Annotated in this window: 25 protein-coding genes and 1 pseudogene; 13 read left to right on the top strand and 13 right to left on the bottom strand. The window is 70.7% G+C overall.

What is annotated here, in order from left to right; genetic code table 11:
- Window positions 1–9: 9 nt before the first annotated feature.
- From fabG to OG718_RS43735, 3 genes are all read right to left on the bottom strand, one after another.
- Window positions 10–771: a 3-oxoacyl-ACP reductase FabG gene (fabG, locus tag OG718_RS43745; protein ID WP_055618474.1), complete on the bottom strand. Its 762-nt coding sequence runs from the start codon at window positions 769–771 to the stop codon at window positions 10–12.
- A 157-nt stretch (window positions 772–928) separates the two neighbouring features.
- Window positions 929–1,321 (bottom strand): DUF3037 domain-containing protein, encoded by a 393-nt coding sequence (locus tag OG718_RS43740; protein ID WP_328846755.1) that lies wholly within the window; start codon window positions 1,319–1,321, stop codon window positions 929–931.
- Window positions 1,318–2,085, bottom strand: a complete 768-nt coding sequence (locus OG718_RS43735; RefSeq protein ID WP_328846754.1) for a HipA family kinase — start codon at window positions 2,083–2,085, stop codon at window positions 1,318–1,320. Before OG718_RS43735 ends, OG718_RS43740 begins: the two co-directional genes overlap by 4 nt.
- A gap of 51 nt (window positions 2,086–2,136) precedes the next feature.
- Between OG718_RS43735 and OG718_RS43730 the strand changes: the two genes are divergently transcribed.
- Window positions 2,137–4,242: a prolyl oligopeptidase family serine peptidase gene (locus OG718_RS43730; protein WP_328846753.1), complete on the top strand. Its 2,106-nt coding sequence runs from the start codon at window positions 2,137–2,139 to the stop codon at window positions 4,240–4,242.
- 99 nt (window positions 4,243–4,341) lie between these two features.
- A complete protein-coding gene (locus OG718_RS43725; RefSeq protein ID WP_143644342.1) occupies window positions 4,342–4,791 on the top strand; it encodes a Rieske (2Fe-2S) protein in 450 nt (149 codons plus the stop codon).
- Here OG718_RS43725 and OG718_RS43720 read toward each other — a convergent pair.
- Window positions 4,778–5,428 carry a cysteine hydrolase gene (locus OG718_RS43720; RefSeq protein WP_143644343.1) on the bottom strand — a complete coding sequence of 217 codons (651 nt, stop codon included), beginning with the start codon at window positions 5,426–5,428 and terminating at the stop codon, window positions 4,778–4,780. The genes OG718_RS43725 and OG718_RS43720 overlap by 14 nt on opposite strands.
- Window positions 5,429–5,573: 145 nt before the next feature.
- Here OG718_RS43720 and OG718_RS43715 point away from each other — a divergent pair, with 145 nt between their 5' ends.
- Entirely contained in the window at window positions 5,574–6,041 is a 468-nt protein-coding gene (locus tag OG718_RS43715; RefSeq protein ID WP_143644344.1) for a pyridoxamine 5'-phosphate oxidase family protein, read from the top strand.
- An 85-nt stretch (window positions 6,042–6,126) separates the two neighbouring features.
- Here the strand turns inward: OG718_RS43715 and OG718_RS43710 are convergent, their stop codons facing one another.
- Window positions 6,127–7,029, bottom strand: a complete 903-nt coding sequence (locus tag OG718_RS43710) for a LysR family transcriptional regulator (RefSeq protein WP_143644345.1) — start codon at window positions 7,027–7,029, stop codon at window positions 6,127–6,129.
- Between the two features lie 75 nt (window positions 7,030–7,104).
- On the opposite strand from OG718_RS43710, the gene OG718_RS43705 reads away from it, so the two are divergent.
- Window positions 7,105–8,124, top strand: a complete 1,020-nt coding sequence (locus tag OG718_RS43705) for a DMT family transporter (protein WP_143644346.1) — start codon at window positions 7,105–7,107, stop codon at window positions 8,122–8,124.
- Window positions 8,125–8,174: 50 nt separating this feature from the next.
- Here the strand turns inward: OG718_RS43705 and OG718_RS43700 are convergent, their stop codons facing one another.
- Window positions 8,175–9,506 carry an aminotransferase class I/II-fold pyridoxal phosphate-dependent enzyme gene (locus OG718_RS43700; RefSeq protein WP_328846752.1) on the bottom strand — a complete coding sequence of 444 codons (1,332 nt, stop codon included), beginning with the start codon at window positions 9,504–9,506 and terminating at the stop codon, window positions 8,175–8,177.
- 90 nt (window positions 9,507–9,596) lie between these two features.
- Between OG718_RS43700 and OG718_RS43695 the strand changes: the two genes are divergently transcribed.
- Both OG718_RS43695 and OG718_RS43690 read left to right on the top strand, forming a co-directional pair.
- The gene (locus OG718_RS43695) at window positions 9,597–10,274 is read left to right on the top strand and encodes a pyridoxamine 5'-phosphate oxidase family protein (protein WP_143644348.1); all 678 of its coding nucleotides are present in this window, start codon (window positions 9,597–9,599) and stop codon (window positions 10,272–10,274) included.
- A complete protein-coding gene (locus OG718_RS43690) occupies window positions 10,274–10,915 on the top strand; it encodes an FMN-binding negative transcriptional regulator (protein ID WP_328846751.1) in 642 nt (213 codons plus the stop codon). Before OG718_RS43695 ends, OG718_RS43690 begins: the two co-directional genes overlap by 1 nt.
- A gap of 128 nt (window positions 10,916–11,043) precedes the next feature.
- Here the strand turns inward: OG718_RS43690 and OG718_RS43685 are convergent, their stop codons facing one another.
- The 3 genes from OG718_RS43685 to OG718_RS43675 form a co-directional block, all read right to left on the bottom strand.
- The gene (locus OG718_RS43685) at window positions 11,044–12,006 is read right to left on the bottom strand and encodes a DMT family transporter (RefSeq protein WP_328846750.1); all 963 of its coding nucleotides are present in this window, start codon (window positions 12,004–12,006) and stop codon (window positions 11,044–11,046) included.
- Between the two features lie 240 nt (window positions 12,007–12,246).
- On the bottom strand, window positions 12,247–13,257 hold the full coding sequence (locus tag OG718_RS43680; RefSeq protein ID WP_328846749.1) for an EamA family transporter: 1,011 nt from the start codon (window positions 13,255–13,257) through the stop codon (window positions 12,247–12,249).
- Between the two features lie 90 nt (window positions 13,258–13,347).
- On the bottom strand, window positions 13,348–13,881 hold the full coding sequence (locus OG718_RS43675) for a Clp protease N-terminal domain-containing protein (protein ID WP_306941070.1): 534 nt from the start codon (window positions 13,879–13,881) through the stop codon (window positions 13,348–13,350).
- 196 nt (window positions 13,882–14,077) lie between these two features.
- On the opposite strand from OG718_RS43675, the gene OG718_RS43670 reads away from it, so the two are divergent.
- Complete coding sequence (locus tag OG718_RS43670) at window positions 14,078–14,266, top strand: hypothetical protein (RefSeq protein ID WP_143644353.1); 189 nt, start codon at window positions 14,078–14,080, stop codon at window positions 14,264–14,266.
- Window positions 14,267–14,425: 159 nt separating this feature from the next.
- Entirely contained in the window at window positions 14,426–14,854 is a 429-nt protein-coding gene (locus OG718_RS43665; protein ID WP_143644354.1) for a type II toxin-antitoxin system Rv0910 family toxin, read from the top strand.
- A gap of 76 nt (window positions 14,855–14,930) precedes the next feature.
- Here the strand turns inward: OG718_RS43665 and OG718_RS43660 are convergent, their stop codons facing one another.
- Window positions 14,931–15,575, bottom strand: coding sequence for a PadR family transcriptional regulator (locus OG718_RS43660; RefSeq protein WP_143644355.1), 645 nt, complete (start codon window positions 15,573–15,575; stop codon window positions 14,931–14,933).
- A gap of 160 nt (window positions 15,576–15,735) precedes the next feature.
- Between OG718_RS43660 and OG718_RS54485 the strand changes: the two are divergent.
- A pseudogene (locus tag OG718_RS54485) lies at window positions 15,736–15,927 on the top strand (DUF4158 domain-containing protein); the annotation flags it as partial.
- 204 nt (window positions 15,928–16,131) lie between these two features.
- Here OG718_RS54485 and OG718_RS43655 read toward each other — a convergent pair.
- Window positions 16,132–16,719 carry a TetR/AcrR family transcriptional regulator gene (locus OG718_RS43655; protein WP_328846747.1) on the bottom strand — a complete coding sequence of 196 codons (588 nt, stop codon included), beginning with the start codon at window positions 16,717–16,719 and terminating at the stop codon, window positions 16,132–16,134.
- 58 nt (window positions 16,720–16,777) lie between these two features.
- Between OG718_RS43655 and OG718_RS43650 the strand changes: the two genes are divergently transcribed.
- The gene (locus OG718_RS43650; protein ID WP_260695882.1) at window positions 16,778–17,743 is read left to right on the top strand and encodes an alpha/beta fold hydrolase; all 966 of its coding nucleotides are present in this window, start codon (window positions 16,778–16,780) and stop codon (window positions 17,741–17,743) included.
- Between the two features lie 265 nt (window positions 17,744–18,008).
- Window positions 18,009–18,830: a PhzF family phenazine biosynthesis protein gene (locus OG718_RS43645; RefSeq protein ID WP_328846746.1), complete on the top strand. Its 822-nt coding sequence runs from the start codon at window positions 18,009–18,011 to the stop codon at window positions 18,828–18,830.
- Window positions 18,831–18,894: 64 nt separating this feature from the next.
- On the opposite strand, the gene OG718_RS43640 is transcribed toward OG718_RS43645, so the two are convergent.
- Window positions 18,895–19,695, bottom strand: coding sequence for a CPBP family intramembrane glutamic endopeptidase (locus OG718_RS43640; RefSeq protein ID WP_143644357.1), 801 nt, complete (start codon window positions 19,693–19,695; stop codon window positions 18,895–18,897).
- 197 nt (window positions 19,696–19,892) lie between these two features.
- Between OG718_RS43640 and OG718_RS43635 the strand changes: the two genes are divergently transcribed.
- Window positions 19,893–21,662 (top strand): substrate-binding and VWA domain-containing protein, encoded by a 1,770-nt coding sequence (locus tag OG718_RS43635; RefSeq protein ID WP_328846745.1) that lies wholly within the window; start codon window positions 19,893–19,895, stop codon window positions 21,660–21,662.
- A 41-nt stretch (window positions 21,663–21,703) separates the two neighbouring features.
- On the opposite strand, the gene OG718_RS43630 is transcribed toward OG718_RS43635, so the two are convergent.
- Entirely contained in the window at window positions 21,704–23,224 is a 1,521-nt protein-coding gene (locus tag OG718_RS43630) for a glutamate--cysteine ligase (RefSeq protein WP_306941064.1), read from the bottom strand.
- A gap of 568 nt (window positions 23,225–23,792) precedes the next feature.
- Here OG718_RS43630 and OG718_RS43625 point away from each other — a divergent pair.
- Window positions 23,793–24,389 (top strand): hypothetical protein, encoded by a 597-nt coding sequence (locus OG718_RS43625; RefSeq protein WP_143644360.1) that lies wholly within the window; start codon window positions 23,793–23,795, stop codon window positions 24,387–24,389.
- Window positions 24,390–24,639: the final 250 nt, after the last annotated feature.

Genomic DNA, 24,639 nt, shown 5'->3' with positions numbered 1-24,639 from the left:
CCCCCGGCCCTAGTTGAGCGGTCCGCCGGCCACGTACAGCACCTGGCCGGAGACGAAGCCGGCCGCGTCGCCCGTGAAGAAGGCGATCGCGTTGGCGATGTCGTCCGGGTTGCCGACGCGCTGGACCGGGATCTGGGTGGCGGCCGCGGCCTGGAACTCCTCGAAGCCCATGCCGACCCGCTCGGCGGTGGCGGCGGTCATGTCGGTGACGATGAAGCCGGGCGCGACGGCGTTCGCGGTGACGCCGAACTTGCCGAGCTCGAAGGCGAGCGTCTTGGTGAAGCCCTGGAGACCGGCCTTGGCGGCGGAGTAGTTGACCTGGCCGCGGTTGCCGAGGGCCGAGGAGGAGGAGAGGTTGACGACACGGCCGAACTTGGCGTCCACCATGTACTTCTGGACGGCCCGCGTCATCAGGAAGGAGCCGCGCAGGTGCACGTTCAGGACCGTGTCCCAGTCCGACACGCTCATCTTGAACAGCAGGTTGTCACGGAGCACGCCCGCGTTGTTCACCAGGATCGTCGGCGCCCCGAGCTCCTCGGCGACCCGCGCCACGGCGGCCTCGACCTGCGCCTCGTCGGAGACGTCGGCGCCCACCGCGATCGCCCTGCCGCCGGCGGCGGTGATCTTCTCCACGGTGTCCTTGCACGCGGCCTCGTCGAGGTCGATCACCGCGACGGCGCGGCCCTCGGCGGCCAGTCGTACGGCGGTCGCGGCGCCGATGCCGCGCGCGGCACCGGTGACTACGGCGACGCGCTGCTCTGAGGTGGACATTGCTGGTTCTCCTCGCCCTTGGGAAGCCCTTGAAAGACCAAACCTGCGGCTCTCACGGTACGCCCCTCTGGTGAGCGACCGCTTAGTACCTTCAGCAGACGTGACGCTAGAAGCCTTGGCACCCAGTGTCAACGGCCTGCTCGGCCGGTGTGATCCATTACCTGACCAGCAGGTCGAGCAGCCGCACCGCCTCGGCGGCGGGATCAGCCGTGAGGCCGGTGTGCACGGGCCCCGGCTGGACGACCGTGGAGCGGGGCGCGATCAGCCAGCGGAAGCGCCGGCCGGCGTCGTCGCGCGCGGCCTGACCCGCCGCGGCCCCCCCGGCGCAGACGCCCTCGACGGCGCGCAGAGCGGCCCGGACCCCTGCCGCGTCCGCCTCGGGGTCGAGGACCCGCAGCTTGGTCTCGTCGAGATGGGTGTGGGCGGCCACGAAGGACTTCGCGCGGCAGTACACGAGCACGCCCGCGTTGAAGTACTCCCCCCGCTCGACGCGCGGCACGACCCGCAGCAGCGCGTACTCGTAGACATCACGGCCGTCGCGCTCGCTCACTTCGTGCCCTCCTGGCTCGTGCGGACGCGCTCGTGAACGGTGGCGGCGCGGGCGAGGAGCGGCTCCGCGTACGCGCGCCTGAGCGCGTCCGTGGACTCGAACCCCGGCTCGTCCCGCAGCCACTCCTCCGGGATCGCCGCCGTCACCTCCGCGAGCAGTTCCTCGGTGACACGCGGCGCCAACTCCGCGGCGGCGGAGGCGATGTCGGGGCCGAACGGCGCGAGTGCGTGGTCGGAGGCGTCGTACGGCTTGGCCGCGGAGGCCTTCGCGCCGGGCCAGTTGTGGTGCCAGATCATGGTGGCGCCGTGGTCGATGAGCCACAGATCGCCGTGCAGGACCAGCATGTTAGGGTTCCGCCACGATCGGTCGACATTGTTGACCAGCGCGTCGAACCAGACGATCCTCCCGGCTTCTTCCGGGCTCACCTGGTGCGCGAGGGCGTCGAAGCCGATCGCCCGGGAGAGGAAGTCCATCCCGAGATTCAGCCCGCCGCTCGACTTGAGCAACTCCTGCACTTCCTGGTCCGGTTCACCGAGTCCTATGACCGGATCGAGCCCGATCGTGACCAGGCCGGGTACGCGCAGGCCCAGGCGACGGGCGAGTTCACCGCATACGACCTCCGCGACGAGGGTTTTCCGTCCCTGTCCGGCGCCGGTGAACTTCATGACGTACGTTCCGAGATCGTCCGCCTCGACGAGCCCCGGCAGCGAGCCGCCCTCACGCAACGGCGTGACATAGCGGGTCGCGCTGACTTCCTTGAGCATCGCCCCAGGTTACTGGGGCGTTCCCCGTCCACTCGCACGAAGGGATCACCTGTGACCGCAGAAGACCTGCCCCTGCAGTACGCCCGCACGAAACGCTTCTCCCTCGGCGTGCCGCGCGGCTTCACCGTCTCGCCGGACGGCGACCGCGTCCTCTTCCTGCGCACCACGAGCGGCCGCTCCACGACGAGCCTGCTCTGGCTCTACGAGAACGGCGAGGAGCGGCTGCTCGCCGACCCGCTGACGCTCGGCGACGACGGGGAGGTCCCGGAGGCCGAGCGGATCCGCCGCGAGCGGGCCCGCGAGACGAGCGCGGGGATCGTCTCGTACGCCACCGACGCGGCCGTCCGCCTGGTCGTGTTCGCACTCTCGGGCGCCCTGTGGGTCCTACGCACGGACGAGGGCGTCCCGCGCCGGATCCCCACGGCGGGCCCGGTCGTCGCCCCACGCCCGAGCCCCGACGGCTCCCGCATCGCGTACGTGAGTGACGGCGCCCTCCGCGTCGTACGCGTCGACGGCACGGCCGACCGCGCGCTGGCCAGGCCTGAGGGCCCGGAGGTGACGTACGGGCTCTCCGACCACGTCTCGGCCGAGTCGCTGGACCGTACCCGGTCGTTCTGGTGGTCTCCGGAGGGGGACGCGCTGCTGGTGGTACGCGTCGACAACTCACCTGTCCAGCAGTGGTACATCAGCGATTCCGCCGAGCCCTCGCGTCCGCCGCGCGCGATCCGGTACCCGGCCGCGGGCACCGCCAACGCCGAGCTGTCGCTGCACATGGTGCGGCTCGACGGCGACCGTGTCGACATACGGCTCCCCAAGGAGGCCTCCGGTCCGCATCCGGCCGGCGAGTGGACCGACCCGGCCTTCGAGTACGTCGTGCACGCGACGTGGGACGACACCGAACCCTCCGCCGTCGTGCAGACCAGGGACCAGCGCTCGGCGTATCTGCTCCGGATAGATCCCTGGACGGGTACGACGACGACGCTCCATCACCTCCGGGACGCCGCCTGGCTGGAGTTCGTACCGGGAACGCCGGCTGCCACCGCCACCGCCGGCCTGGTCGTCACCACGCAGGAGGGCTCGCGCGGACTGCTGATGACCGGGACCGGGGTGCGCACTCCGGAGGGCATGTACGTCCACGAACTGCTCGCCGTGGTGGGCGACCGGCTCTGCTTCACGGCGTCCGAGGAGCCGACCGAGGTGCACGTCTGGTCGTACGACCCGGACAAGGGCTTCGAGCGGCTCACCGAAGAGCCGGGCGTGCACCGCGCCGTCTTCGGGGGCGACACCGTCGTCCTGGACAGCACCACCCTCGACGGGCAGACGGTGACGGTGTTGCGGGACGGCGAACCGTCCGGGCGGATCCGGGTGCTGGCCGAGCGGCCCGTGACCGAGCCGCGCCCCCGCTTCCTGACCCTCGGCGAGCGGGAGCTGCGGGCGGCGCTGTACCTGCCGACGTCGTACGAACCGGGGGCGGGCCGTCTGCCCGTGATCGTGCACTCGTACTCGGGGCCCGGCGCGCAGAAGGTCGTGAAGGCCGCCGCCTGGCACCACGCCGTGAACCAGTGGTTCGCCGACCAGGGTTTCGCGGTGCTGTGCGTCGACGGACGGGGGACGCCGGGGCGCGACCGGGCCTGGGAGACTGCCATCCACGGGGATCAGCTCATGCCCGTGATCGAGGACCAGGCGGACGCCGTACGCGCGGCCGCGGAGCTCTTCCCCGAACTGGACTCGGGACGCGTGGCCATCCGGGGCTGGTCCTTCGGCGGCTATCTCGCGGCGGGGGCCGTACTGCACCGGCCCGACGTGTTCCACGCGGCGGTCGCGGGCGCGGCCCCGACCGATCTGCGGCTGTACGACACGCACTGGAAGGAGCGGTTCATGGGCCACCCGGACGTCCAGCCGGGGAACTACGAACGCTGCTCCCTGGTGGCGCACGCCCACAAGCTCACGCGCCCCTTGATGCTCGTCCATGGGATGGCCGACGACAATGTGGCGCCCGCACACATGCTGCGGTTCTCGGCGGCGCTGCTCGCCGCGGGCCGGCCGCACACCGTGCTCCCGCTGCCAGGAGCCACGCACTTGGTGACACAGGAGAGCGTGATAGACACCCTGCTCAGGCTGGATCTCGATTTCATCAAGAAGTCGCTCAATTCCTGAACCGCCTGAACTGCTCGGGGGACGCACCCGTACCCCCTGTTGGATCAACACACAACTTCACAAACGCGCATCTGCACATCTGTGGAAGGGACCGCCACTATGTCCAGCGAATCGCTCAAGCCTGCGCCGGCGCTCTGTCGTCGCACCCTCCTGGCGGCGCTAGGCGGGGCCGGTATCGCCGCCACGCTGACCGCCTGCGGAGGCTCCGACGACAGCTCGTCCGGCTCCTCCGACGCTTCCGAGTCGTCGGGCTCCGGCGGGGGCGCGGCGCTGGCCAAGACCACCGACATCCCGGAGGGCGGCGGCAAGGTGTTCGCCGATCAGGGTGTGGTCGTCACACAGCCGACGGCCGGTGAGTTCAAGGCCTACTCGACGGTGTGCCCGCACCAGAAGCAGCAGATCAACAGCGTCGCCGACGGCACCATCACCTGCCCCGCCCACGGCAGCCAGTTCAACGCCACGGACGGCAGCGTCAAGAAGGGGCCCGCGACCAGCGGCCTCACCGCCGCCAAGATCACCGTCAGCGGGGACTCGATCACGCTCGGCTGACCCGGCGGGGTCGCTTGAGACAGGCCAGTACCTCGTCCGTGGTGGCGACTGTGGCCACCAGCGCGAGCGTGTTGCGGATCATCGCGGGGGTGTAGTCGGAAGGCACCCCCGCGATGGCGTCCCCGGGCACGACGACGGTGTAGCCGCGGTTCACCGCGTCGAACACGGCGTTGGGCACGGCCACGTTGGCGGAGACTCCGGTCACGATCAGCGTGCGGCAGCCGAGGTTGCGCAGCAGCGCGTCGACGTCGGTACCGGCGAGGGGCGACAGACCGTGCAGCCGGCGTACGACGAGGTCCTCCTCGGCCACCTCGATGGGCGGCGCGACACGTACCGCGGCGGTCCCCGACAGCTGCCGCACCGGCAGACGTTCGGCCGCGCGGAACAACCGGGCGTTGTGGTTGGCCCCCCGGCCGTCGGGACGGCGCTCGGCGACAGCGTGCATGACCTGTACGCCGCTCTCGTGGGCCGCCGTGACGAGACGGGCGACCCGGGTGAGCGCGCCCGAGGAGCGGGCCTCCTTGGCGAGTTCGGGCAGCGCGCTGTCCGGGCCGACGACACCCTGCTGGCACTCGACGGTGAGCAGGACCGTGGTGGCGGGGTCGAGGAGTTCGCTGAGCTGCTCGAACGACGGCATGGGCTCCCCCTGTCGCGGGCGGTCCCGGACCCTGCGCGGCCCGGTCGACCTGGTCTGCGGTGGCGCGCGAGCGTAGCCACCATTGCGTACGGACGGAAGACACCTCATGCTTTTCTGACGTCACGTCAGAAATGAGGGGAACCGTATGGCCGTCACTCAGCGCCGGGGCCGAAGGATCATGATGACACCCGACGAGCTGGACGAGTTCCTGACCACTCAGCGCACCTGCCGGCTGGCGACCGTGTCGGCCGACGGCGCGCCGCACGTCAGCACGCTCTGGTTCGCCTGGGACGGCAAGTCCCTCTGGCTGTACTCGATCACACGCAGCAAGCGCTGGGCCGACCTGCGCCGCGACCCCCGTGTCGCCGTGGTCGTCGACGCGGGCGAGGAGTACGACGACCTGCGGGGCGTCGAACTCTCAGGCACCGTCGAGTTCATCGGCGAGGCACCGCGCACGGGCGAGCCGTACCCCGAACTCGACTCCGTGGAGCGGCTGTTCGCCCGCAAGAACTTCGGCCTGCCCGAGATGCCCCACGACGGCAGACACGCCTGGATGCGCCTGACCCCAAAAGCAACAGCCTCATGGGACTTCCGCAAACTCGCTGCACTCTGAGGCGAGGGGGGCGGCCTGCGCCCCGTTAGGGGTGCGGGGAACTGCGCGACAAGCCCCCACCGGACCCGCACCCGAACAACGGCCCCTAAGAAACCCGCACCCCCGCGGAGCGCAACGCATCCACGGCCGCCCGAATCGCAGGCCGCCGATCCGCATCCGCCCGCCACACGGCATACACATGCCGAGTGACACGCGGCCGCACCGGCACGGTCCGCACACCGGCCGGAACGGGATCCCGCCCGAGGCGGGGCGCCACGCACACGCCGAGCCCCGCCGCGACCATCGCGAGCTGCGTGTGATGCTCCTCGGCCCGGTGAGCGATGACCGGCTCGATCCCCTTGCCGCGCAACGTGAAGAGCAGCCACTCGTGACAGAACTCCCCCTCGTCCCAGGCGATCCACTCGTCGTCGACGAAGTCCTCGAGGTCCACCTCGGAACGCTCGGCGAGACGATGCCCCAGGGGCAGCGCCAGATCGGTGGGATCGTCGAGAAGCGAGGCCTTGACCAAACCGTCCGGCAGCGGCAGCGGCTTGTTGTACCAGTCGAGGACCACCGCCACATCGAGATCGCCGCGCGTCACCCAGGCGACCCCGATCTCCGGCTCCAGCTCACGCGAGCGAACCCGCAGCCCGGGATGCTCCGCCCGCAGCGCGGCAAGCGCCGTGGGGAACAGCCCGCGCGCCGCCGTGGGGAACGCCGAGAGCCTCAACTCCCCCATCACCTGGCCGCGCTGCGCCTCCAGATCGGACTGGGCGAGCTCGACCTGGGACAGGATGCGCGCGGCATGGTCGGCGAGCAGCCGCCCCGCGTCGGTGAGCCGCACCCCCCGCCCGTTCTTGGCGAGCAGTCGCTGCCCCACCTCCCGCTCCAGCTTGGACATCTGCTGGGACACGGCAGATGTCGTCACATGCAGCCCTTCGGCGGCGCCGCTGACCGAGCCGTGCCGGGCCAGGGCGTCGAGGGTACGCAGGCGCTCCAGGTTCAACATGTAAGCAATACTACGAGGTATCGCGATGAAAATCTCGCTTGTGCTACGAGATCACGATCCTCCATCGTGGTCTTCATGAGCGCCGCGACCGAGCCCCGTACGCCTTCAGCCCCTCCTGCCCTCTCGGCTTCCTCCTCCCCCTCCACCCCTCCGGCCGCCGGCCCTCAGGCCTCGCTCCACACCACCCCTCCTCGCCCCCGCCGAGCCCTCGACTGGCGCCTCCGCTTCGCCGTTCTGTCTCTGATCTGGGGCTTCAGCTTCCTCCTCATCAAGGTCGGCACGAATGGCTACGCCCCCTTCCAAGTGACGTTCGGCCGCCTGCTGTTCGGCACGTTGGTGCTCGCGGTCGCAATCGCCTGGAAGCGGGACCGGCTACCACGCGGAGCGCGCACCTGGGGGCACTTGGCAGTCTCGGCCCTGCTCCTCAACGCCCTGCCGTTCTCCCTGTTCGCGTATTCCGAGCTGACGATTCCGTCCACGCTGGCGGGGATCTGCAACGCGACCTCACCCTTGTGGGGCATGGCCCTCTCGCTGGTCGCCCTCTCCGAGGACCGGCCCACCCGCCGCCGGGTCGCGGGCCTCGGCATCGGTTTCCTCGGCGTACTGACGGTGCTCGGTGCCTGGCAGGGGTTCAACGGCCTGGACGCCGCGGGCACCACGATGGCCCTGCTGGCGTCGCTCAGTTACCCGATCGGCTGGATCTACATCCGCCGCACGCTGGCCGGCTCCAGCCACTCCAACCTCTCGCTGACCGGCGCCCAACTCCTGCTCGCGACGGCCCAACTGGCAGTCGTCACCCCGCTGTTCACTTCACTGCCGACCCACTTCCCGCTCATACCCCTGCTCGCGATCATCGCGCTGGGCACGCTCGGTACGGGTCTCGCCCTTCTCATCCAGTACGGCCTGGTCGCCGAGGTCGGCCCGACGACGGCCCAGATGGTCACGTACTTCATCCCGGTCATCGCCACCGCCGCGGGCGTCGCGATCCTCGGCGAGTCGCTGGCCTGGTCGACACCGGTGGGCGCGGTCATCGTGCTGGCGGGCGCGGCACTCACCCAGTCCAGGCCCACCAGGCCCGCCGGACCCAAGTCCTGAGCCCACCGCGTGACCGCGCAACTGCGCGGCCGGGTCACCCCGTTCCGATCTCAGACGTAGCGACGCTCGGGTGCCGACCCGACCGCGGCGGCGACCGCGTCCGCCACCACCCCGACCTCGTCCGGCGTGAGGGTCGAGACGGTGATCCGCAGCCCTGGCGGCGCGTTCATCCGGAAGCGGGCCCCCGGCGCGACGGCCCAGCCCGCGTGCAGCAGCCGCGCGACGGCCCCGGTCTCGTCCGGCACGGGCACCCACACGTTCATCCCGCTGCGTCCGTACGCCTCGACGCCCCGCTCCGCGAGCGCGCCGATCAACGCGTCCCGCCGCCGCCCGTACGCCGCCGCCACGGCCCGCGCGTCCACCGCACCGTCGGCCCACAGCCCCGCAACCGCCCGTTGCAGCAACCGGCTCACCCATCCCGGCCCCAACCGCTGCCGCCCCTGGACACGGTCCATGGTGACGGGGTCGCCGGTGAGCACGGCAAGCCGCAGATCGGGCCCGTACGCCTTGGCGACCGAGCGCATGAACGCCCAGTGCCGGGTCACACCGGCCAGCGGATGCAGGGGCAGGTCGACGATGCGATGCCCGTGGTCGTCCTCGACGAGCAGGGTCTCCGGGTACTCGGCCAGCACGGAACGCAGGGCACGCGCGCGCGTGGCGCTCACCGCGGCCCCGGTCGGGTTCTGCGCGCGGTCGGTGACGATCAGGGCCCGCGCCCCACCCTTCAGCGCCGCTCGCACGTCGTCGGGCAGCGGCCCCTCCTCGTCGACACCGACCGGAACCGCCCGCAGCCCGAGCGCCGGGATCAGATCGAGCACACTGCGCCAGCCCGGATCCTCGTGGGCGACGGCGTCACCGGGCCTGAGGTGCACGGCCAGCACGCGCTCGATGGCGTCGAGCGAGCCCGAGGTGACTACGACCGGCCCGTCCGGCACTCCGTCCGCGTCCAGGTCCGCACGTGCGAGGCGCGCCAACTCCGGCTCCACGGCGGCCTCTCCGTAGAGCACCGGCTCCCGGTCCGCGTGGGCCGCGGCCGCCGCGAAGGCGTCGGCGAGCGTGGGCAGCAGGGCCGGATCCGGATTGCCGTCGGACAGATTCCGTACCCCGGGCGGCACGTCCAGGCGGGAGATCTCCCGAGCGGTCGTCACCGGCTTGGACCGCACGCGACTGCCGCGGCGGCCCGCCGTCTCGATCACCCCGCGCTCACGCAGGGTGCGATAGGCGGCCGCGACGGTATTGGGATTCACCCCGAGCCGGCCCGCCAACTCCCGCATCGGCGGCAGCAGTTGACCGGGCTCAAGCTGCCCCGAACCCACCGCACGCTCGACGCTGGCCGCAATCTCAGCTGCGCGTCCACCTTCGATCCGATACTCTTCTAGCACAAAGCAAAGTATGCACTAGTGCAATACGCCACGCAAGGCGAGCACGGCGTACGTGCGAGAACAGACGACGACGCAGACCTGGAGAGCACCATGACGGAGACGGCCGCCCCGCACCCCGCCACCTACACCCCGACCGACCGCACCGTCCCCACCCGCTCCAGGGAGCGCGCCGCGTACGACCACGAGATGGTGCACTCGATCCTCGACGAGGGGTACGTCTGCCATCTGGGCTTCGTCCGCGACGGGGCACCCGTCGTGCTGCCCACGCTGTACGGGCGGGTCGGTGAGCGCCTCTATGTGCACGGTTCGACGGGTTCGCGCCCGCTGCGGATGGCGGGGCAGGCCGACCCGGGTCTGCCGGTGTGCGTCACCGTCACGCATGTCGACGGGCTCGTGCTGGCCCGCTCGGCCTTCCACCACTCGATGAACTACCGCTCCGTGGTGGTGCACGGCGTCGCCCACCAGGTGACGGACCCCGACGAGAAGCGGGAGGCCCTGGACGCGCTGGTGGACCACGTGGTGCCGGGCCGCTCCTACGACTCCCGGCCCGCCAACGCCAAGGAGCTGGCCGCCACCGCCGTGCTCCGCCTGGACCTCGCCGAGGTCTCGGCCAAGCTGCGCACCGGCGGTCCGAACGACGAGCCCGAGGACCTCGGCCTGCCGCACTGGACCGGAGTGCTCCCGCTCCGCAAGGGATACGGCGCCCCGGTCCCCGCCGCCGACCTGGCCCCCGGGATCGAGGTCCCCGACTACCTGGCGGTCCTCTGATGCTCATACACCCCTGGGACGCGCCCCACGACGACGCCGAGTGGCAACAGTGGCTGGCCGCCCACGACTTCGGCCAGCTCTCCGTGAACGGCCTGCCCGGCGAACCGCCGCACGTCCAGCCGATGCACTTCCTCCACGAGGCCGAGCCCGGACCGTACGGACTGGTCCTCGCCCACCTGGCCCGCCCGAACCCGGTGTGGCCGGCGCTCGAGGCGAACCCGGTCGTGACCCTGAGCGTGGTCGACGACTACGTGTACGTGCCCGGCCCCTGGCAGGCTCCGCCGGACTCCCCGCCCGAGCACGGCACTCCGACGAGCTTCTACGCGGCGGTCCAACTCCGGTGCACCGCCCATGTGGTGGACGACCCGGAGGAGAAGGCCGAGCTCATCAACCGCCAGCTGGGCCACTTCCAGCCCGAGGGCGGTTCGGCCCGTGCGACGGTCGGCGAGGCCCCGTTCGGCCGTCTCCTCTCCGGGATCCGCGGCCTGCGGCTCGAAGTGACGAACGTACGGGCGAAGTTCAAGTACGCGAATCACCGGCCGGAGGAAATCCAGAACCGTGTTGTGGCCGAACTGACCACAAGAGGTGGTCCGGGTGACACGGCGGCGCGGGAACACCTGCTGCGGCGACGCAGCGGGTGACGCCGAGGTGGCGTCGGCCCCCTCACAGGTGACCGGCCGGGTGGGCCCCACGGGGTGGGGCCCACCCGGCCGGTACCGACCCTTGCCCCGGACCGGCCCCGGACCGGCAGACCGGTGCCGGCGGGTGCTCAGAGCAGTGCCGGCTCCTCCTCGGGAGCACGCCTCGCGGTCCCCGCACCCCGCGCTTCCGCGAGCGCGAGCCCGGCCACCGACCCGAGCATCAACAGCGTGCCCGCCACCGTGGCCGCGGTGAGCCGTTCGCCGAGCAGTCCGACGGCCAGGACCGCCGCGCTCACCGGTTCGAGCAGCATGATCACGGAGACGGTGGCCGAGCGGACGACGGCCGCGCCCGCGAAGTACAGGGCGTAGGCGAGGGCCGTCGGAACCGCGGCGATGAACACCACCAGCACGATGACCCGGGCGGGTTCGGCGGTGTGCGGAACCAGCCCCTCCACGAGCCCGAACGGCAGCAGGCACAGAGTCGTGACGGCGAACGCCCCCACGGTGGTCGAGGACACGTCGGTGCCGCCGTCGCGCCCCCACCAGCGGGTCAGCAGCGTCATCACCGAGTACCCGGCGGCGGACACGACCGCGAGAGCGACGCCCGACGGCCGGACCGACGCATCACCGCTGCCCAGCACGAGCACCGCGAGCCCGGCGAGCGCCCCGGCGACGGCGGCGTATCCGGCGCGCCCCAGCCGTTCACCCATGGTCAGTCGCGCTCCCAGCGCGATGAGCACGGGACCGGCGCCGAGGGTGACGACGGTGGCCACGGCGAGTCCGGTGGCCTCGACGGCGGCGAAGTACGCGGTCTGGAAGACCGCGAGCCCCACGCCCGTGGCGCCGGTCCGCAGCAGCCTCGTACGAAGGAGGGGGCGTGCGGTGGGGCGTGGTCGGCGCCGGAGCGACCGGACGGCGAGCAGCAGGGCGAGGCCGCCGGCGCAGCGCCAGAAGGACAGGGCGACGGGGCCCATGTCGCTGGCGCGGTAGACGAGTGAGGCGACCGCGCCAGCGGTGCCCCAGGCGGCGCCGGCGACGGTCAGATAGAGGAGGCCTCGCCCGATGGGCAGGCCGGAAACAGCATGCGACACGTGTTCTCTCCGCAGATCCGCAGAAGTTCGGGAAAGGACCACGTCGCGCGCCGTACGAGTGGCACGTCAGCCACAAGCGGCCACGTCGGTGACGTCGCCGCTTCGGCGCGGATGGTCCTCGGACTTCATCCGCGGGCAGCACCGTTCCGCCCGGCCGGTGGCCGGGCGGTGATTCCGGAGGGCCCGCCTCAGGCGGCCGGAGGCGGAAGAACGAGTGCGTCCGAATGCATGATCGGGAGCCTAGACGGCGGTGCCTCGCGCCGACAACTCCCTTTCGGCGTCGCCCGTGCCGCCTGCCACCGGTGTCTGCGAGGCCTTGGCGGGCGCGGACGACTGGGCGATGAAGGCGCCGCACAGGACGACCGCGCCACCGATGATCTGCGGCGCCGACAGGTGCTGACCCAGCAGGACCCAGGCGAGCACGGTCGCGATGACCGCCTCGAGGCAGGCCACGACGCCTGCCACCTGCGGGGAGAGCCTGCGCACGGACCTGACGCCCGTCACGTAGGCGACGACGGTCGCGATCAGCACGATCCAGCCCAGCAGCAGGGAGGCCGCGACCGCCGTGCCGTCCATGTCCGCGGTGCCCCCGAGCACCGCCCAGTCCATGCCCCACGGCCGCGCCACGACCGTCAGGACGAGCGCGCCGACCAGCAGTCCGTACGCGATGACGCCGAGCGGATCCGGAGCCTGTTCGCCCGCGTCGCCGCCCTGGTCGGACAGGACGAAGTAGCCGACCTGGCAGCAGGCGGCGCCGAGCGCGAGCAGCAGCCCGAGGACGTCGAAGCTCAGCCCCGACCACACCTCGACGACACAGGCGAGACCGCCGACGGCGAGGACGACGCCCAGGGCCGCGGCACGGGTCACCGGCCGCCGTTGCACGAACCGCACCCAGCCGAGGACCAGTGCGGGCGCGAGGTACTCGACGAGCAGCGCGACGCCGACGGGTATGCGCGAGATCGAGGCGAAGTAGAAGGCCTGGACACCGGCCACGGCGAGCAGTCCGAATCCGGCGAGCAGCGCGGGTCGCCTGCGCACCAGCCCCCGGTGGCGCACGGCCAGCGGAAGCATCACCAGTGCGGCGCCCGCGACCCGCAACCACACCACGTCCAGCGGGTCGAGCCCCACCTCGATCAACGGCTTGGCCGCGACACCGGATCCCCCGAAGGCGACCGCGGACGCGAGCGCGAGGCCGAGCCCGAAGCCCCTCCCGCGGTTGCCCTGACTGCTCTCAGACGTATGCACCGGCACATGATGACAGGCGACGACATGAGCGTCACCCCCAATGACACCTGTCTCACCGAATGGACCGGCGACACCCCCGCACGCCCCGGTTCCGGCTCAGGCCTCGATGCCCCGGCCCGCCGCGGTGTCGATCCGCGCGAGCAGCACCGGTACGTCGACCCCCGCGCGTCCCAGTACCTCCACCGCCCGCGACTCGGGTTCGGCGACGATCGCCGCGAGCAGGTCGACCGCGCCCGCGCGTTCGTCGCCCCGCCGCAGGGCCCGCTCGCCGGCGACCTCCAGGGCGCCCGCCGCCACCGGAGACCACCCGTCCTCGGTCACCACGGGTATGGCACCGGAGTCCTCGACGGAGCTCTGCCAGCGGAGCCCGTAGCCGATGCTGCGCTGCACGAGGTAGCCGAGCAGCCGGGCGACCTGAGGGCCGCTCTCGAAGAGCTCGCGCACCTCGGGGTCGGACTCCAGGAGCGTGTGCAGCAGATGGGCCGTGTCGATCTGCCGGTCCCCGTCCCGCAGCGCTCGTCTGCGCGCACCGATGACCACCGCCGCCAGCTCCGCGCTGAGCCGGGCCTCGATGTCCACGCGGGCCGGGTCGTGCCCGGCGGCCTGCTGGTGGGAAGTACGGGATTGCACATCCCTTACCCCATCAGCCTCTTCGGATCGAGTCATCCTCGCGGGGAAGCATTTTCGCGTCCGACACAGGGTGGGCATCACTGTCCGGCTCCTCCTCCTTACGGATGACATCACGCCGTTTCCCCCGACAGGCGCGCGCCGCCTTGCCCTGCGCCCCTCGCGCAACCGCATCGCACCGGCGCTCGTCCAACGCAGCATGGAGAGCAGGTGCTGGCTGGTGGTCCTGCCGGCCATCGACGGCAGGCAGTACGTGTACCGGGTCTACGCCCCCGACGACGCGCTGCCGGCCGACCTGTTCTGGGAAGCCTGGCACTGCCACGACGAAGGGCCGTACCCGCGCGCCCGGGACCTGTTCGACGCGGCGGAGATACGTCGGGTCGGCTGAACACCCACCGGGAGCCCCGCTCTCTCCCGTCGCCGCACTTCCCCACCTCCACACTTCCTGACGGTTCATCAGTATTGAATGTTCAGGGCCCTGCGGCTACGTTCCGCGACACCGTAGCCAGCTGCGCCCGGCGCAGCACCCGAGACGAGGGGTGGTCGCATGGCCGAAGTCAGCGCGGAAGCACGGATAGAGGCGCCCGCCGAGAAGGTCTGGGCGCAGCTCACGGACTTCTCCTCGTACGGCGAGTGGAACTCCACCCACACCAGCTTCCCGAAGGGCGGTCCCGAGTCCCTCGAAGTCGGCGGCACCTTCGAGGAGAACATGAAGCTGATGGGCTTCCCCGCCGAGGTCGACTGGACCATCGAGGAGCTGGAGGAGGCCCGCCTGCTCGCGATCCGCGGCAAGGGCCCGATGGCCGTGACGGTTGCCACGCGCTACACGCTGACCCCCGACGGCGAGGCCACGACCGTCCGTATCGACGGCGAGTTCACGGGCGCCGCCGTCTCGTTGATGGCGGGCAAGCTGAAGGACTCGGCGACGGCGGCCCTGCACGAGTCCCTGCGCAAACTGGGCGGTCTGGTGGCCTAGAGCCGGCCCGGAACAGAACTCATCACACGCTCAAGGGGGGTACTTCGAAGTCGAAGTACCCCCCATTGACGGACCATCAGTCCTCGTCGGCGAGGATCAGGTACAGCTTCTTGCGCGCGTCGTTGATGACGGTCAGCGCCTTCTCGCGCTGCTCCTTGCTGCCGGTCTTCCAGACCTGCCCGAACGCCTCCATCAGACCGAAGCCGGCCTGCCGGATGTCGCTCAGTGCCTCCCAGTCGACCCCGCGCCCGGCGTCCTCCCAGGGTGCGTCGGGACCCTCGTCGGCCGCGACACGGCCGTCGTCGGTGAGCGAGAACAGCTTCTTGCCACCCTCGCTCGCACTGCTGATCAGCCCCTCGTCCTCCAGAAGCTGGAGGGTGGGGTACACCGAACCGGGGCTGGGCTTCCACGCCCCGCCGCTGCGCTCGGCGATCTCCTGGATCATCTCGTAGCCGTGCATCGGCCGGTCCTTGAGAAGGGCCAGGATCGACGCGCGTACGTCGCCGCGCCGTGCCCTGCCGCGCGGTCCGCCCCGGCCTCCGCGCCCGCCCCAGGGGCCCGGGCCGAAGCCGGGACCACCGAAACCGGGCCCGAAGGGACCGAAGGCGGAACGCCGGCCTTCGAAGCCACCCCGACCGGGGTGTCCAGGGCCGCCGTGTCCGCGGCCACGCCCTTCACCGGGGCCGAACCCCGGTCCGTATTCCTCTCCGTGGGAACGCATCGCAATCACTCCATTCCATCGTTGATCTGTCGCGATGCGTCAACGATATATCGGAATAGTTCGTCAGGCAAGACCCATCGACGAAGGAGGGCTGACCTGTGCCAGTGATCAGTGATCGACTGCCAGGGAAGGTTGCTCAAAGCCGCTCCCGGAGGTCGGGCGCTCGGAGTTGATCCGCCACTTCACGTTGGCCGGGCCGGACGAGGCGTTCCTGCCTACGTTCCGGACCGGTCGTAACGGGCTCGGCACGGCGGTGCAGTTATGCACCCTGTCCTGGTTGAGGTTCGTGCCGGACGGGGTGACCGGCGCGCCGTCGCCTGCGGTGGGCCGGCTGTCGCAGCGGCCTCGCTGAGTTCCTGTTCGCGCGGGCAATGGAGCACGACTCCCCGGAGCCGTTGTTCCGGCCGGCCTGCGAACACTTGCCGGCAACGCCGCCATCGGCGCACTCCGCATCACCGGCGCCAACCGCCACTACGCCCGCGACAGCACCCGACCACTGGCACTATTCGGCATCACCAAACGACTTCGCTGGGGCTCTGGGTGTCCATCGCACTGCTCAAGGCAGTGGATGTGGTCTCCCGGGGATACGGGCGGCGGCCGCGGCGACGGTTGCCAGGTCTTCGCTCGAGAAGCCGGCGCGGCTCAGCACCGCCAGGGACTTGTTCGTCGCCAGCGTGCACAACGCCAGCTCTGCCGCCTCGCGCTCATCGGCCCCCGCCGCCATCAACGCCTGCTCCAGCATCGCTCGCAAACCGTCGATCATGGCGCGGACCATCGCCCGACCCTCCGCGTCGAGGGCCGGGAACTGCGTTGCCGACACCGTGAGCAGGCAGCCGTCCGGGACCGTCGGGTCGGCGATGCGGTTCAGGGTGACCTGCAGGTAGGCGGCCACAACGGCGCTCGGGTTCGGGTGAGGGCCGGAAAGTGCCTGGTCGTACAGCGGGTGGTAGGTCTGCGCGTACCGTTGGAGGCTTTTCCGGAAGAGGGTGCTCTTGTCGCCGAAGGTGCCGTAGAGCGAGCTCCGGCCCAGGCCCGTGCCCTCGGTCAGGCGGTCGAACGAGGCTTCCGAATAGCCCCAGCGCCAGAAGACGTACATCGCGCGTCGTAGCGCCTCGTCCACGTCGAATTGCTTGCGGCCCGCCATGGTTCGACAGCCTAACGCATCTTGCACCGATCGTTTCAAGATGTGTAGGGTCGTCGGCATGACAAGTTGGACTGATCGTTCCATGATGAGCACGGCCGACGTCACTACAAGCTTGAGTTCGCTGCGGCTGCCCGACGGGTTCACCGACGTCTTCACCAGCCGGCTCGTGGAGCTGAACGGGCTGCGGCTGCACGCGGTCACCGGCGGGGACGGCCCGCCGCTGCTGCTGGTCGGCGGGTGGCCGCAGACCTGGTACGCCTGGCGGGAAGTGATGCCCGCGCTCGCCCGCGAGCACACCGTCGTCGCCGTCGACTCGCGCGGCGCCGGGCTCTCCGACAAGCCCGACGACGGTTACGACGCCGGCACGCTGGCCGCCGATCTGGTCGCTCTGATGGCCGCGCTCGGGCACGACCGCTTCGACGTGGTCGGCCACGACATCGGCATGTGGACCGGATACGCCCTCGCTGCCGATCACCCCGAGCGGGTGGGCCGGCTCGCCGTCGTCGACGCCATTGTCCCCGGTCTCACGCCGATCCCGTCGGTCTTCAGCCCGGCCGCGGTCAACCAGCGGCTCTGGCACTTCGGCTTCAACCGGCTCACCGACCTCAACGAGGAGCTGGTCCGGGGGCGGGAGCGGCTCTTCTTCGGCTACCAGTTCGCCAAGAAGGCAGCCACCCCGGACGCGATCCCCGCGTACGCCGTCGACGTCTACGTCGATGCGATCGTCGCGGATCCTCGCGGGCTGCGGGCGAGCTTCGCGTACTACCGGGCACTGGACGAGACGATCGCGCAGAACGAGCAGCGCAAGAAGACCCGGCTGACGCTGCCGGTGCTCGCCATCGGCGGCGCGCGGTACAGCGGCGCGATGGTCGCCGAGACGATGCGGCCGGCGGCCGACGATGTCACCGGGGTGGTCCTCGACGATTGCGGCCATTACGTGGCCGAGGAGCAGCCGACGCTGTTTACCGAGACCCTGGAGGACTTCCTCGGTGGCAAGCCGGTGGCAGGCGTGCCGCACGGCTGACACATTCTTGGCGGAGTTCCGCCATGTCCGTCTTGCGCCCCCGTTCGTTCACGTCGCGGCGCCTACCGCGGGCCAAGAATCGAAGGCGATGCGTGCGCCGTCGGTGGTGCGCGAGGAAGGATGTCGATGTCCACAGACAGCTGCCGCGGGGTCCCGGTCGCGATGATCGGAGCGTTGCTCTGCGCCGGCGTCGCCCCACGCACCGGTCCACCCACCCCGGATTGGCCTTGGCCTGCGCCTGTGCCCAGCGCCTAGCGTCTGCCTCATGCGGATTCGAATCGTCGACGCCTTCACCGACCGCCCCTTCGCCGGCAACCCGGCCGGGGTCCTCCTCCTCGACGCCTCCACGTCCTTCCCGGACGACGCCTGGCTCCAGAACGTGGCCCTGGAGGTCAACCACGCAGAGACCGCCTTCGCCCATCCCCTCCCGGCGGGCGGAGAGGCCGACTGGGCGCTGCGCTGGTTCACGCCCGCGGCCGAGGTGGCGATGTGCGGCCACGCGACACTCGCCACCGCGCACGTACTGGCCACGACGGGCGCCGCCCAGGGACCCGTACGGTTCGCGACCAGGAGCGGCGTGCTCATCGCCACCGCGCACGACGACGGCTCGATCACCCTGGACTTCCCGACGGCCCCGCTGACCCCGGTCGCCGTGCCGCAGGGCGTCGCCGAGGCCCTGGGCGCCGAGCCGCTCACCACCCATGACACCGGCCCGAACATCGGCGACCTGCTGATCGAACTCGCCGACGAGAAGACGGTCCTGGGTCTCTCCCCCGACCTCGCGTCCCTCGCCCGCCACTCCGAGCGCGGCATCATCGCCACGGCGCCCGCCGCCGACCCCTCACAGGGCTACGACTTCGTCTCCCGCTGCTTCTTCCCGAACATCGGCATCGACGAGGACCCGGTCACCGGCAGCGCCCACACGGCCCTCGCCCCGTTCTGGTCCGAGCGCCTCGGCCGCACCGACCTCACCGGCCACCAGGCCTCGTCCCGCTCCGGCCTCGTACGGACCGGACTCCGCGGCGACCGCACACTGCTCACCGGCCGCGCGGTGACCGTCATCGAGGGCGAACTGCTCGCCTCCTGAACAGCGTGAAGGGGGCGTACGAGATCTCGTACGCCCCCTTCACGCTGTTCGGGCTTCCCGCTGTTCACGCGGTGGGGAGCCAGCCCACCTTCCCGGCCAGCAGCGCGTACCCGACGAACGCCCCGATGTCGAGCAGCGAGTGGGCGACCACCAGTGGCCCGACCCGGCCCCAGCGGCGGTACAGGTAGACGAAGACCACGCCCATCACCATGTTGCCGATGAACCCACCGATGCCCTGGTAGAGGTGGTACGAGCCGCGCAGCACCGAGCTCGCCACCAGGGCGCCGACCGGTGTCCAGCCCAACTGGTCGAGGCGGCGGAGCAGATACCCGACGACGATGACCTCCTCCAGGACCGAGTTCTGGATCGCGGAGAGGATCAGTACCGGGTACTTCCACCACACCTCGGGCAGTGCCTCGGGCACCACGGTGAGGTTGAAGCCGAGGCCACGGGCCGCCAGATAGAAGGCGATGCCCGAGCTGCCGATCACCGCGGCGATCGCGGCACCCCGGGCGAGGTCCGGCCACGGACGGGTGCGGTCGAAGCCGAGCGTGCGCAGCCCCTTCCCCTCACGCAGCAGGAAGTGCGCGACGAGGGCGACCGGCACCAGCGCGGAAGCGATCCCGAACAGCTGCCACGCCAGATCGAGCCAGGGACGGCCGGGCGCGGCCGAGGCGTTGAGCGTGGCCGCCTGGTCCTTGAGACCTCCCGGTTTGGTGACCGAACCGACAAAGCTGATCAGCGCGGAGACGCCACTGGCCCCGAGCGAGACACCCAGCACGAGCAGCGTCTCGTCACGGAGAATCCGCCGCGCGGGCCGGTCCTCGGGAAACGAATCAGCCACGGACCCTGCCTCCACGTGCACTCCTGCCTCCAGTTGAGCAATCCCGCCTCATCCCCATCTTCGCCCCGCTAGGGTCTCGAAAGAAGTTGCGAAGATCGTGCGCGACAAGCCGTCCGGGGAACGGACGCCCCGCGGGCACCCCTCCCCCGATGCCATAGCATTCGGCCATTTCACGGCTTCAACGACTCCAGCTCGACCAGGGGAAGGGCACGACCGCCATGGGACGTCACAGCTTGCCGGACGGGTTCCGGACGGGCGCCACCGGCCCCCGGCGGCGCGCGCGGCGCCGCAACGTGGCGCTCACGACGGCCCTCGTGTTCGCCCTCGCCGCAGGCACGGCCGCCGCGGTCGACGGCGGCGTGCTCTCCTTCGGTTCGTCCTGCTGGGACAGTGCCGTACGCCTGAGGATCGCCGCCGCTCCGGGCATCGCGCCCGCGCTCAAGGACGCGGCCGGCTACGCCAGGGACAACGACGTGACGTCCGACGGCAGTTGCCTCGACGTGCAGGTGACCGCCCGGGACGCGTACAAGGTCACGGACGCCCTGCGGTCGAAGGAGAAGGGCGCCACCGAGTTCGAGGCCTGGGTGCCGGACTCGGGTGTGTGGGTCAACCGGATCATGGCGGACGGCAAGTCGACTCCGGTGACACCGGCGGGCAACGTCGCCTCGTCACCCGTCGGTGTGGCGATGATCCCGACGGCCGCGAAGTCGCTCGGGTGGCCCCTCAAGACGTACAGCTGGACCGAGCTGGCAGACGCGACGACGACGAGCGAGCGGCTGAAGCTCGGGGCGGGCAATCCCTCGCGCAGTGCCACCGGTCTGCTCGCCCTGACCCGGCTGACGCACGCGGTGGGCAAGGCCGAGGACGGCGACATCCTGGCGGCGGCCACCGCGAAGGCCCTCTCCCTGCGCGCCTCCGACAGCGACAGCCAGGTCCTGGACACCCTGCCGCGCGACCTCTCCGGCACCGAGCAGGGCAACCCGAAGCGCAATCAGGCGCTGATCCTCTCCGAGCAGGCGGCGTTCGCGTACAACACGACCGCGGACAGCGGCGACGACCTCGATCTCTTCTACCCGAAGGACGGCTCGCCCCTGCTCGACTACCCGTTCGCGCTGGTCGACGAACCGGCGCTGACCACGGACGAGAGCCGGGCCGCGCTGCGGTTCATGACCCTCCTCGGCGAGCCCGACGGGCGCCGGATCCTGGAGAAGCACGGCTTCCGTACGGATGACGACGACATCCCGGACAAGCTGGTGACCCGCGCCGGCGGCCGCGCCCCGCAGCCGTACAAGGAGCTGCCGGAGGAACCGGCCACGGACAAGGAGATCGACGAAGCCCTCGGCATGTGGACGATCACCGTGCAGAGCACCCGTCTCACCACGGTCGTCGACATCTCCGCGTCCATGTCGAAGCCGGTCCCGGGCACCAGCGAGTCCCGTATGGAGGTGACCAAGGCGGCGCTGTCGCAGGCTCTGGCCACCTTCACCCCGGAGGACGAGGTCGGGCTCTGGACGTTCTCCAGGAGGATCGACGGCAAGCGCGACTACCGCGTACTCGTCCCGGCCGAGCGGCTGGGCGGCCGCGCGGCTGGCAGCACCCAGCGGGACCTGCTGTCGGCGGCCTTCGACAGCCTGAAGCCGGTCAAGGACGGCGCCACAGGCCTGTACGACACGACACTGGCGGCGTACAAGGAGGCCACGGCCTCCTACACGAAGGGCAAGTTCAACGCGCTGGTAGTGCTGACCGACGGTGTGAACGAGGATCCGGGGAGCATCTCGCGCTCCGCCCTCGTCGCCCAGCTCCGGCAGCTGACCGATCCGGACCGCCCGGTACCGCTGATCGCGATCGCGGTGGGGCCGGAGGCCGACAAGAACGAACTCGACGAGATCGCCGAGGCGACCGGAGGCTCGGCCCACCTCGTCACCGACCCGTCCCAGATCCACTCGGCGATCCTGAAGGCCGTCGTACGGGCCGGCGACCAGAACTGATCACCCACTCACCGCCACCGCCACACGTCACCCCGCCGACCTCACCCGAGCGAAACGGCGGGCGCCGGTAACCCGACCGGCCAGGTGTGCACGGGCTCACCGAGGTGCATCAGCTCGGCGTACCGTTTCGTCGTGGCGGCCAGCGCGGCATCCCGCCCCATGCCGCCCTCCAGCGCCTTGTGGAACGTACGGGACTGCCAGGAGGCCCCGTTGACCCCCCGCTTGCAGCGCTCCTCGATGACTCCGAGGTAGAGGTCCCGGTCGGCCGGCTCGACGCCCCACGCGTCCAGGCCCGCCGCCGCGAGCGGCAGCAGCTCGTCCAGCACCAGCCGCGTCGCGGGCATCCGTGTGGTGCCGCCGTACCTGCCGCGTCGCGGCCACTCCAGCCGCGCGTCGATGCCGTACCGGCAGGCCTGGTCGAAGTTGGCGGCCGCGGCCTCGAAGGGCAGCCGTGTCCACACGGGCCGCGCCTCGCCCGCGAGGGCCCGTACGAGCCCGTAGTAGAAGGCCGCGTTGGCGATGACGTCGGTGACCGTCGGGCCCGCGGGCAGCACGCGGTTCTCCACGCGCAGATGCGGGACACCGTCGTCGATGCCGTACACCGGCCGGTTCCAGCGGTAGATGGTGCCGTTGTGGAGCACGAGTTCGGCGAGCCGGGGTGTGCCGCCCTCGTCGAGGACGCTCCGCGGATCCTCCTCGTCGCAGATGGGCAACAGGGGAGGGAAGAAGCGCAGGTTCTCCTCGAACAGGTCGTACGCCGACGAGATCCACCGCTCCCCGAACCAGGTCCGCGGACGGACCCCCTGCGCCTGGAGCTCGGGCGGACGGGTGTCGGTGGACTGCAGGAACAGCGGGGGCCGCGACTCGCGCCACAGCTCACGGCCGAACAGGAAGGGCGAGTTGGCGCCGACCGCGACCTGAACGGCGGCCACCGCCTGCGCCGCGTTCCACACGTCGGCGAAGCGTCCGGGCGTGACCTGGAGGTGCAACTGCACGGAGGTACAGGCGGCTTCGGGCGCGATGGACGCCGAGGTGCAGCTGAGCCGCTCCACACCCTCGATGTCCAGCCTGAAGTCCTCGCCGCGTGCGGCCACGATCTGGTCGTTCAGCAGCGTGTAGCGGTCCACGTCGGAAAGGTTCGCGGAGACCAGGTCGTCGCGGGCGAGCGTCGGCAGAATACCGATCATCACGATTCCGGCATCGACCTCGTTCGCCTTCCGGTGGGCATATGCGAGTGACGTGCGCAACTCCTCGGCGAGCCGGTCGAATACACGGCCGCCGAGCCGATGGGGAGCAATGTTGACTTCCAGATTGAACATGGCGAGTTCTGTTTGGAAATCCCGGCTCGCGATACGCTCAAGTACTTGCGCATTCATCATTCTCGGCATGCCGTCAGGACCGGCGAGATTCAGCTCGATCTCCAGGCCCATGAGATTCTTGGGGCGGTCGAACCGCTTCTCCGCCAGCAGCCGCTCCAGCCCCGCCAGACACTGCTGGAGCTTTTCGCGGTAGCGCTGCCGATCGGACAGGCCGATCGGCCCCGCCACGACCTTCTCCCCCATCGAAGTGTCCCTCCTCGACTGGGCAGCCCGACGAACCGGCCGCTGATGTCCCGGGTCACGTGGGATGATGCCCAGGCAGTGTGATCGATAACGCCTTGGAACGGACCCCCCGGGCGCTACTCAGAACGCAGATACCCACAGGCACATTCACCAGGCATGGGTCAGTGCGCGATTTCAACGATCGACCCTGTCGTGAAAAACGCCGACAGGAACCGGCCGTCCACCCCGGTGGCATATTCCGAGGTCATCGACGGGTACCCCTGGAGAACCAGGACCAAACGCACGTCACGCCGACCGAATTGTCTCTTGCCCTTAATGCGCGGAACGGCTAGACGAAACACCGTCAGAACACGTGTCGTATAAACTCCGCGAACGAGGCAGAGAGTTGGCGTCCGCCATGGTAGGTCCTGCCGTCAAAGTGCCGCCCGCCACGCGGCCGACCCTTCGGGCGAACGACGTCACTTTGACGACCGGACCTTGGGCACACGCTCCTCTGACCCGAGAGCTGACAGCGCCGTCCGCCCCCGCCCTCGCGCCACCATGCCTGTCGAATGAGAGGCGACCCACCATGCCGCTGCATGTGCCCCCGGCTCCCGCGCCCGCGTTGCGCACCGTCCTCACCGCCCTCGGTTCCCCTACCGCGGTCCGTGAAGCGCGTACCCCGTCCCTGCGCAGTGCCCAGGGACCCGCCACACCCGATCTACCGCTGCCCGTCCACGTACTCGACCGGATCACCCCGGCGGGCGCCTCCGCCACCCGCCTCGCCGGGTGGCGCTTCCTGATCCGCTGCGGCGAACGTGCCGTGGCGGCCGCGGAAACGAGGCTGACCCCCGACGGCTGGGCCTTCTCGCACTTCTTCGAAGGCCCGTACGTCACCGCCACCGAGCGCGCCCTGCGTCAGGCGGAGACGATGAACGGGTCGTACCAGGCCCGTCTGTTGTCCGTACCCGAGCTCTACATGCTCACACTCTGGCTGCACGGAGACTGCGCGGCCGAAGGAGCCGAGGGCCATCCCGCGGCCACCGACCTCCTGGTGCCGCTGGCTCCCGCCCCGCCGGGCATCGCCGCGCACCGACCGCACCGCGTGGCCGAGCTGCTGCCCGTCCTGACCCATCGGCTCACGCCGACGCCGACGCCCGCCCCGCTGCTCGGCTCACCCGCCTGAGCGCACCCCGGCTTCCGTGCCCCGCGGCCACACACCGGCCGCGGGGCACGCTGCTGTGCACGGGCGGTGACGCACCCCGCTGATCCACGCGGTGACGACGTGGGGCGGGTGTCGCCCGGTGTTGCTCGGAGTGACGCCACATCGACTCAACGCACCCCCGGCCCGTCCGGACTAGCCCCATCCGACCATTGGGAACCACCCGAAGAGACAGCCCAGTTGGAATGAACCGTCCGCACGGGTGATGCGTCAT

Origin of the sequence: Streptomyces sp. NBC_00258 (assembly GCF_036182465.1) — a bacterium.
In the GTDB taxonomy this organism is placed as follows: domain Bacteria; phylum Actinomycetota; class Actinomycetes; order Streptomycetales; family Streptomycetaceae; genus Streptomyces.
The sequence above is the reverse complement of the archived record's forward strand: the minus strand, read 5'-3'. Positions and strand labels throughout refer to the sequence as shown.

Bases quoted from the DNA above. Each gene is read 5' to 3' on its own strand.
- fabG (WP_055618474.1), bottom strand. From the start codon at position 771: ATGTCCACCTCAGAGCAGCGCGTCGCCGTAGTCACCGGTGCCGCGCGC.
- OG718_RS43735 (WP_328846754.1), bottom strand. From the start codon at position 2,085: ATGCTCAAGGAAGTCAGCGCGACCCGCTATGTCACGCCGTTGCGTGAG.
- OG718_RS43725 (WP_143644342.1), top strand. From the start codon at position 4,342: ATGTCCAGCGAATCGCTCAAGCCTGCGCCGGCGCTCTGTCGTCGCACC.
- OG718_RS43720 (WP_143644343.1), bottom strand. From the start codon at position 5,428: ATGCCGTCGTTCGAGCAGCTCAGCGAACTCCTCGACCCCGCCACCACG.
- OG718_RS43715 (WP_143644344.1), top strand. From the start codon at position 5,574: ATGGCCGTCACTCAGCGCCGGGGCCGAAGGATCATGATGACACCCGAC.
- OG718_RS43710 (WP_143644345.1), bottom strand. From the start codon at position 7,029: ATGTTGAACCTGGAGCGCCTGCGTACCCTCGACGCCCTGGCCCGGCAC.
- OG718_RS43705 (WP_143644346.1), top strand. From the start codon at position 7,105: ATGAGCGCCGCGACCGAGCCCCGTACGCCTTCAGCCCCTCCTGCCCTC.
- OG718_RS43695 (WP_143644348.1), top strand. From the start codon at position 9,597: ATGACGGAGACGGCCGCCCCGCACCCCGCCACCTACACCCCGACCGAC.
- OG718_RS43690 (WP_328846751.1), top strand. From the start codon at position 10,274: ATGCTCATACACCCCTGGGACGCGCCCCACGACGACGCCGAGTGGCAA.
- OG718_RS43670 (WP_143644353.1), top strand. From the start codon at position 14,078: ATGGAGAGCAGGTGCTGGCTGGTGGTCCTGCCGGCCATCGACGGCAGG.
- OG718_RS43665 (WP_143644354.1), top strand. From the start codon at position 14,426: ATGGCCGAAGTCAGCGCGGAAGCACGGATAGAGGCGCCCGCCGAGAAG.
- OG718_RS43660 (WP_143644355.1), bottom strand. From the start codon at position 15,575: ATGCGTTCCCACGGAGAGGAATACGGACCGGGGTTCGGCCCCGGTGAA.
- OG718_RS43655 (WP_328846747.1), bottom strand. From the start codon at position 16,719: ATGGCGGGCCGCAAGCAATTCGACGTGGACGAGGCGCTACGACGCGCG.
- OG718_RS43650 (WP_260695882.1), top strand. From the start codon at position 16,778: ATGACAAGTTGGACTGATCGTTCCATGATGAGCACGGCCGACGTCACT.
- OG718_RS43645 (WP_328846746.1), top strand. From the start codon at position 18,009: ATGCGGATTCGAATCGTCGACGCCTTCACCGACCGCCCCTTCGCCGGC.
- OG718_RS43635 (WP_328846745.1), top strand. From the start codon at position 19,893: ATGGGACGTCACAGCTTGCCGGACGGGTTCCGGACGGGCGCCACCGGC.
- OG718_RS43630 (WP_306941064.1), bottom strand. From the start codon at position 23,224: ATGGGGGAGAAGGTCGTGGCGGGGCCGATCGGCCTGTCCGATCGGCAG.
- OG718_RS43625 (WP_143644360.1), top strand. From the start codon at position 23,793: ATGCCGCTGCATGTGCCCCCGGCTCCCGCGCCCGCGTTGCGCACCGTC.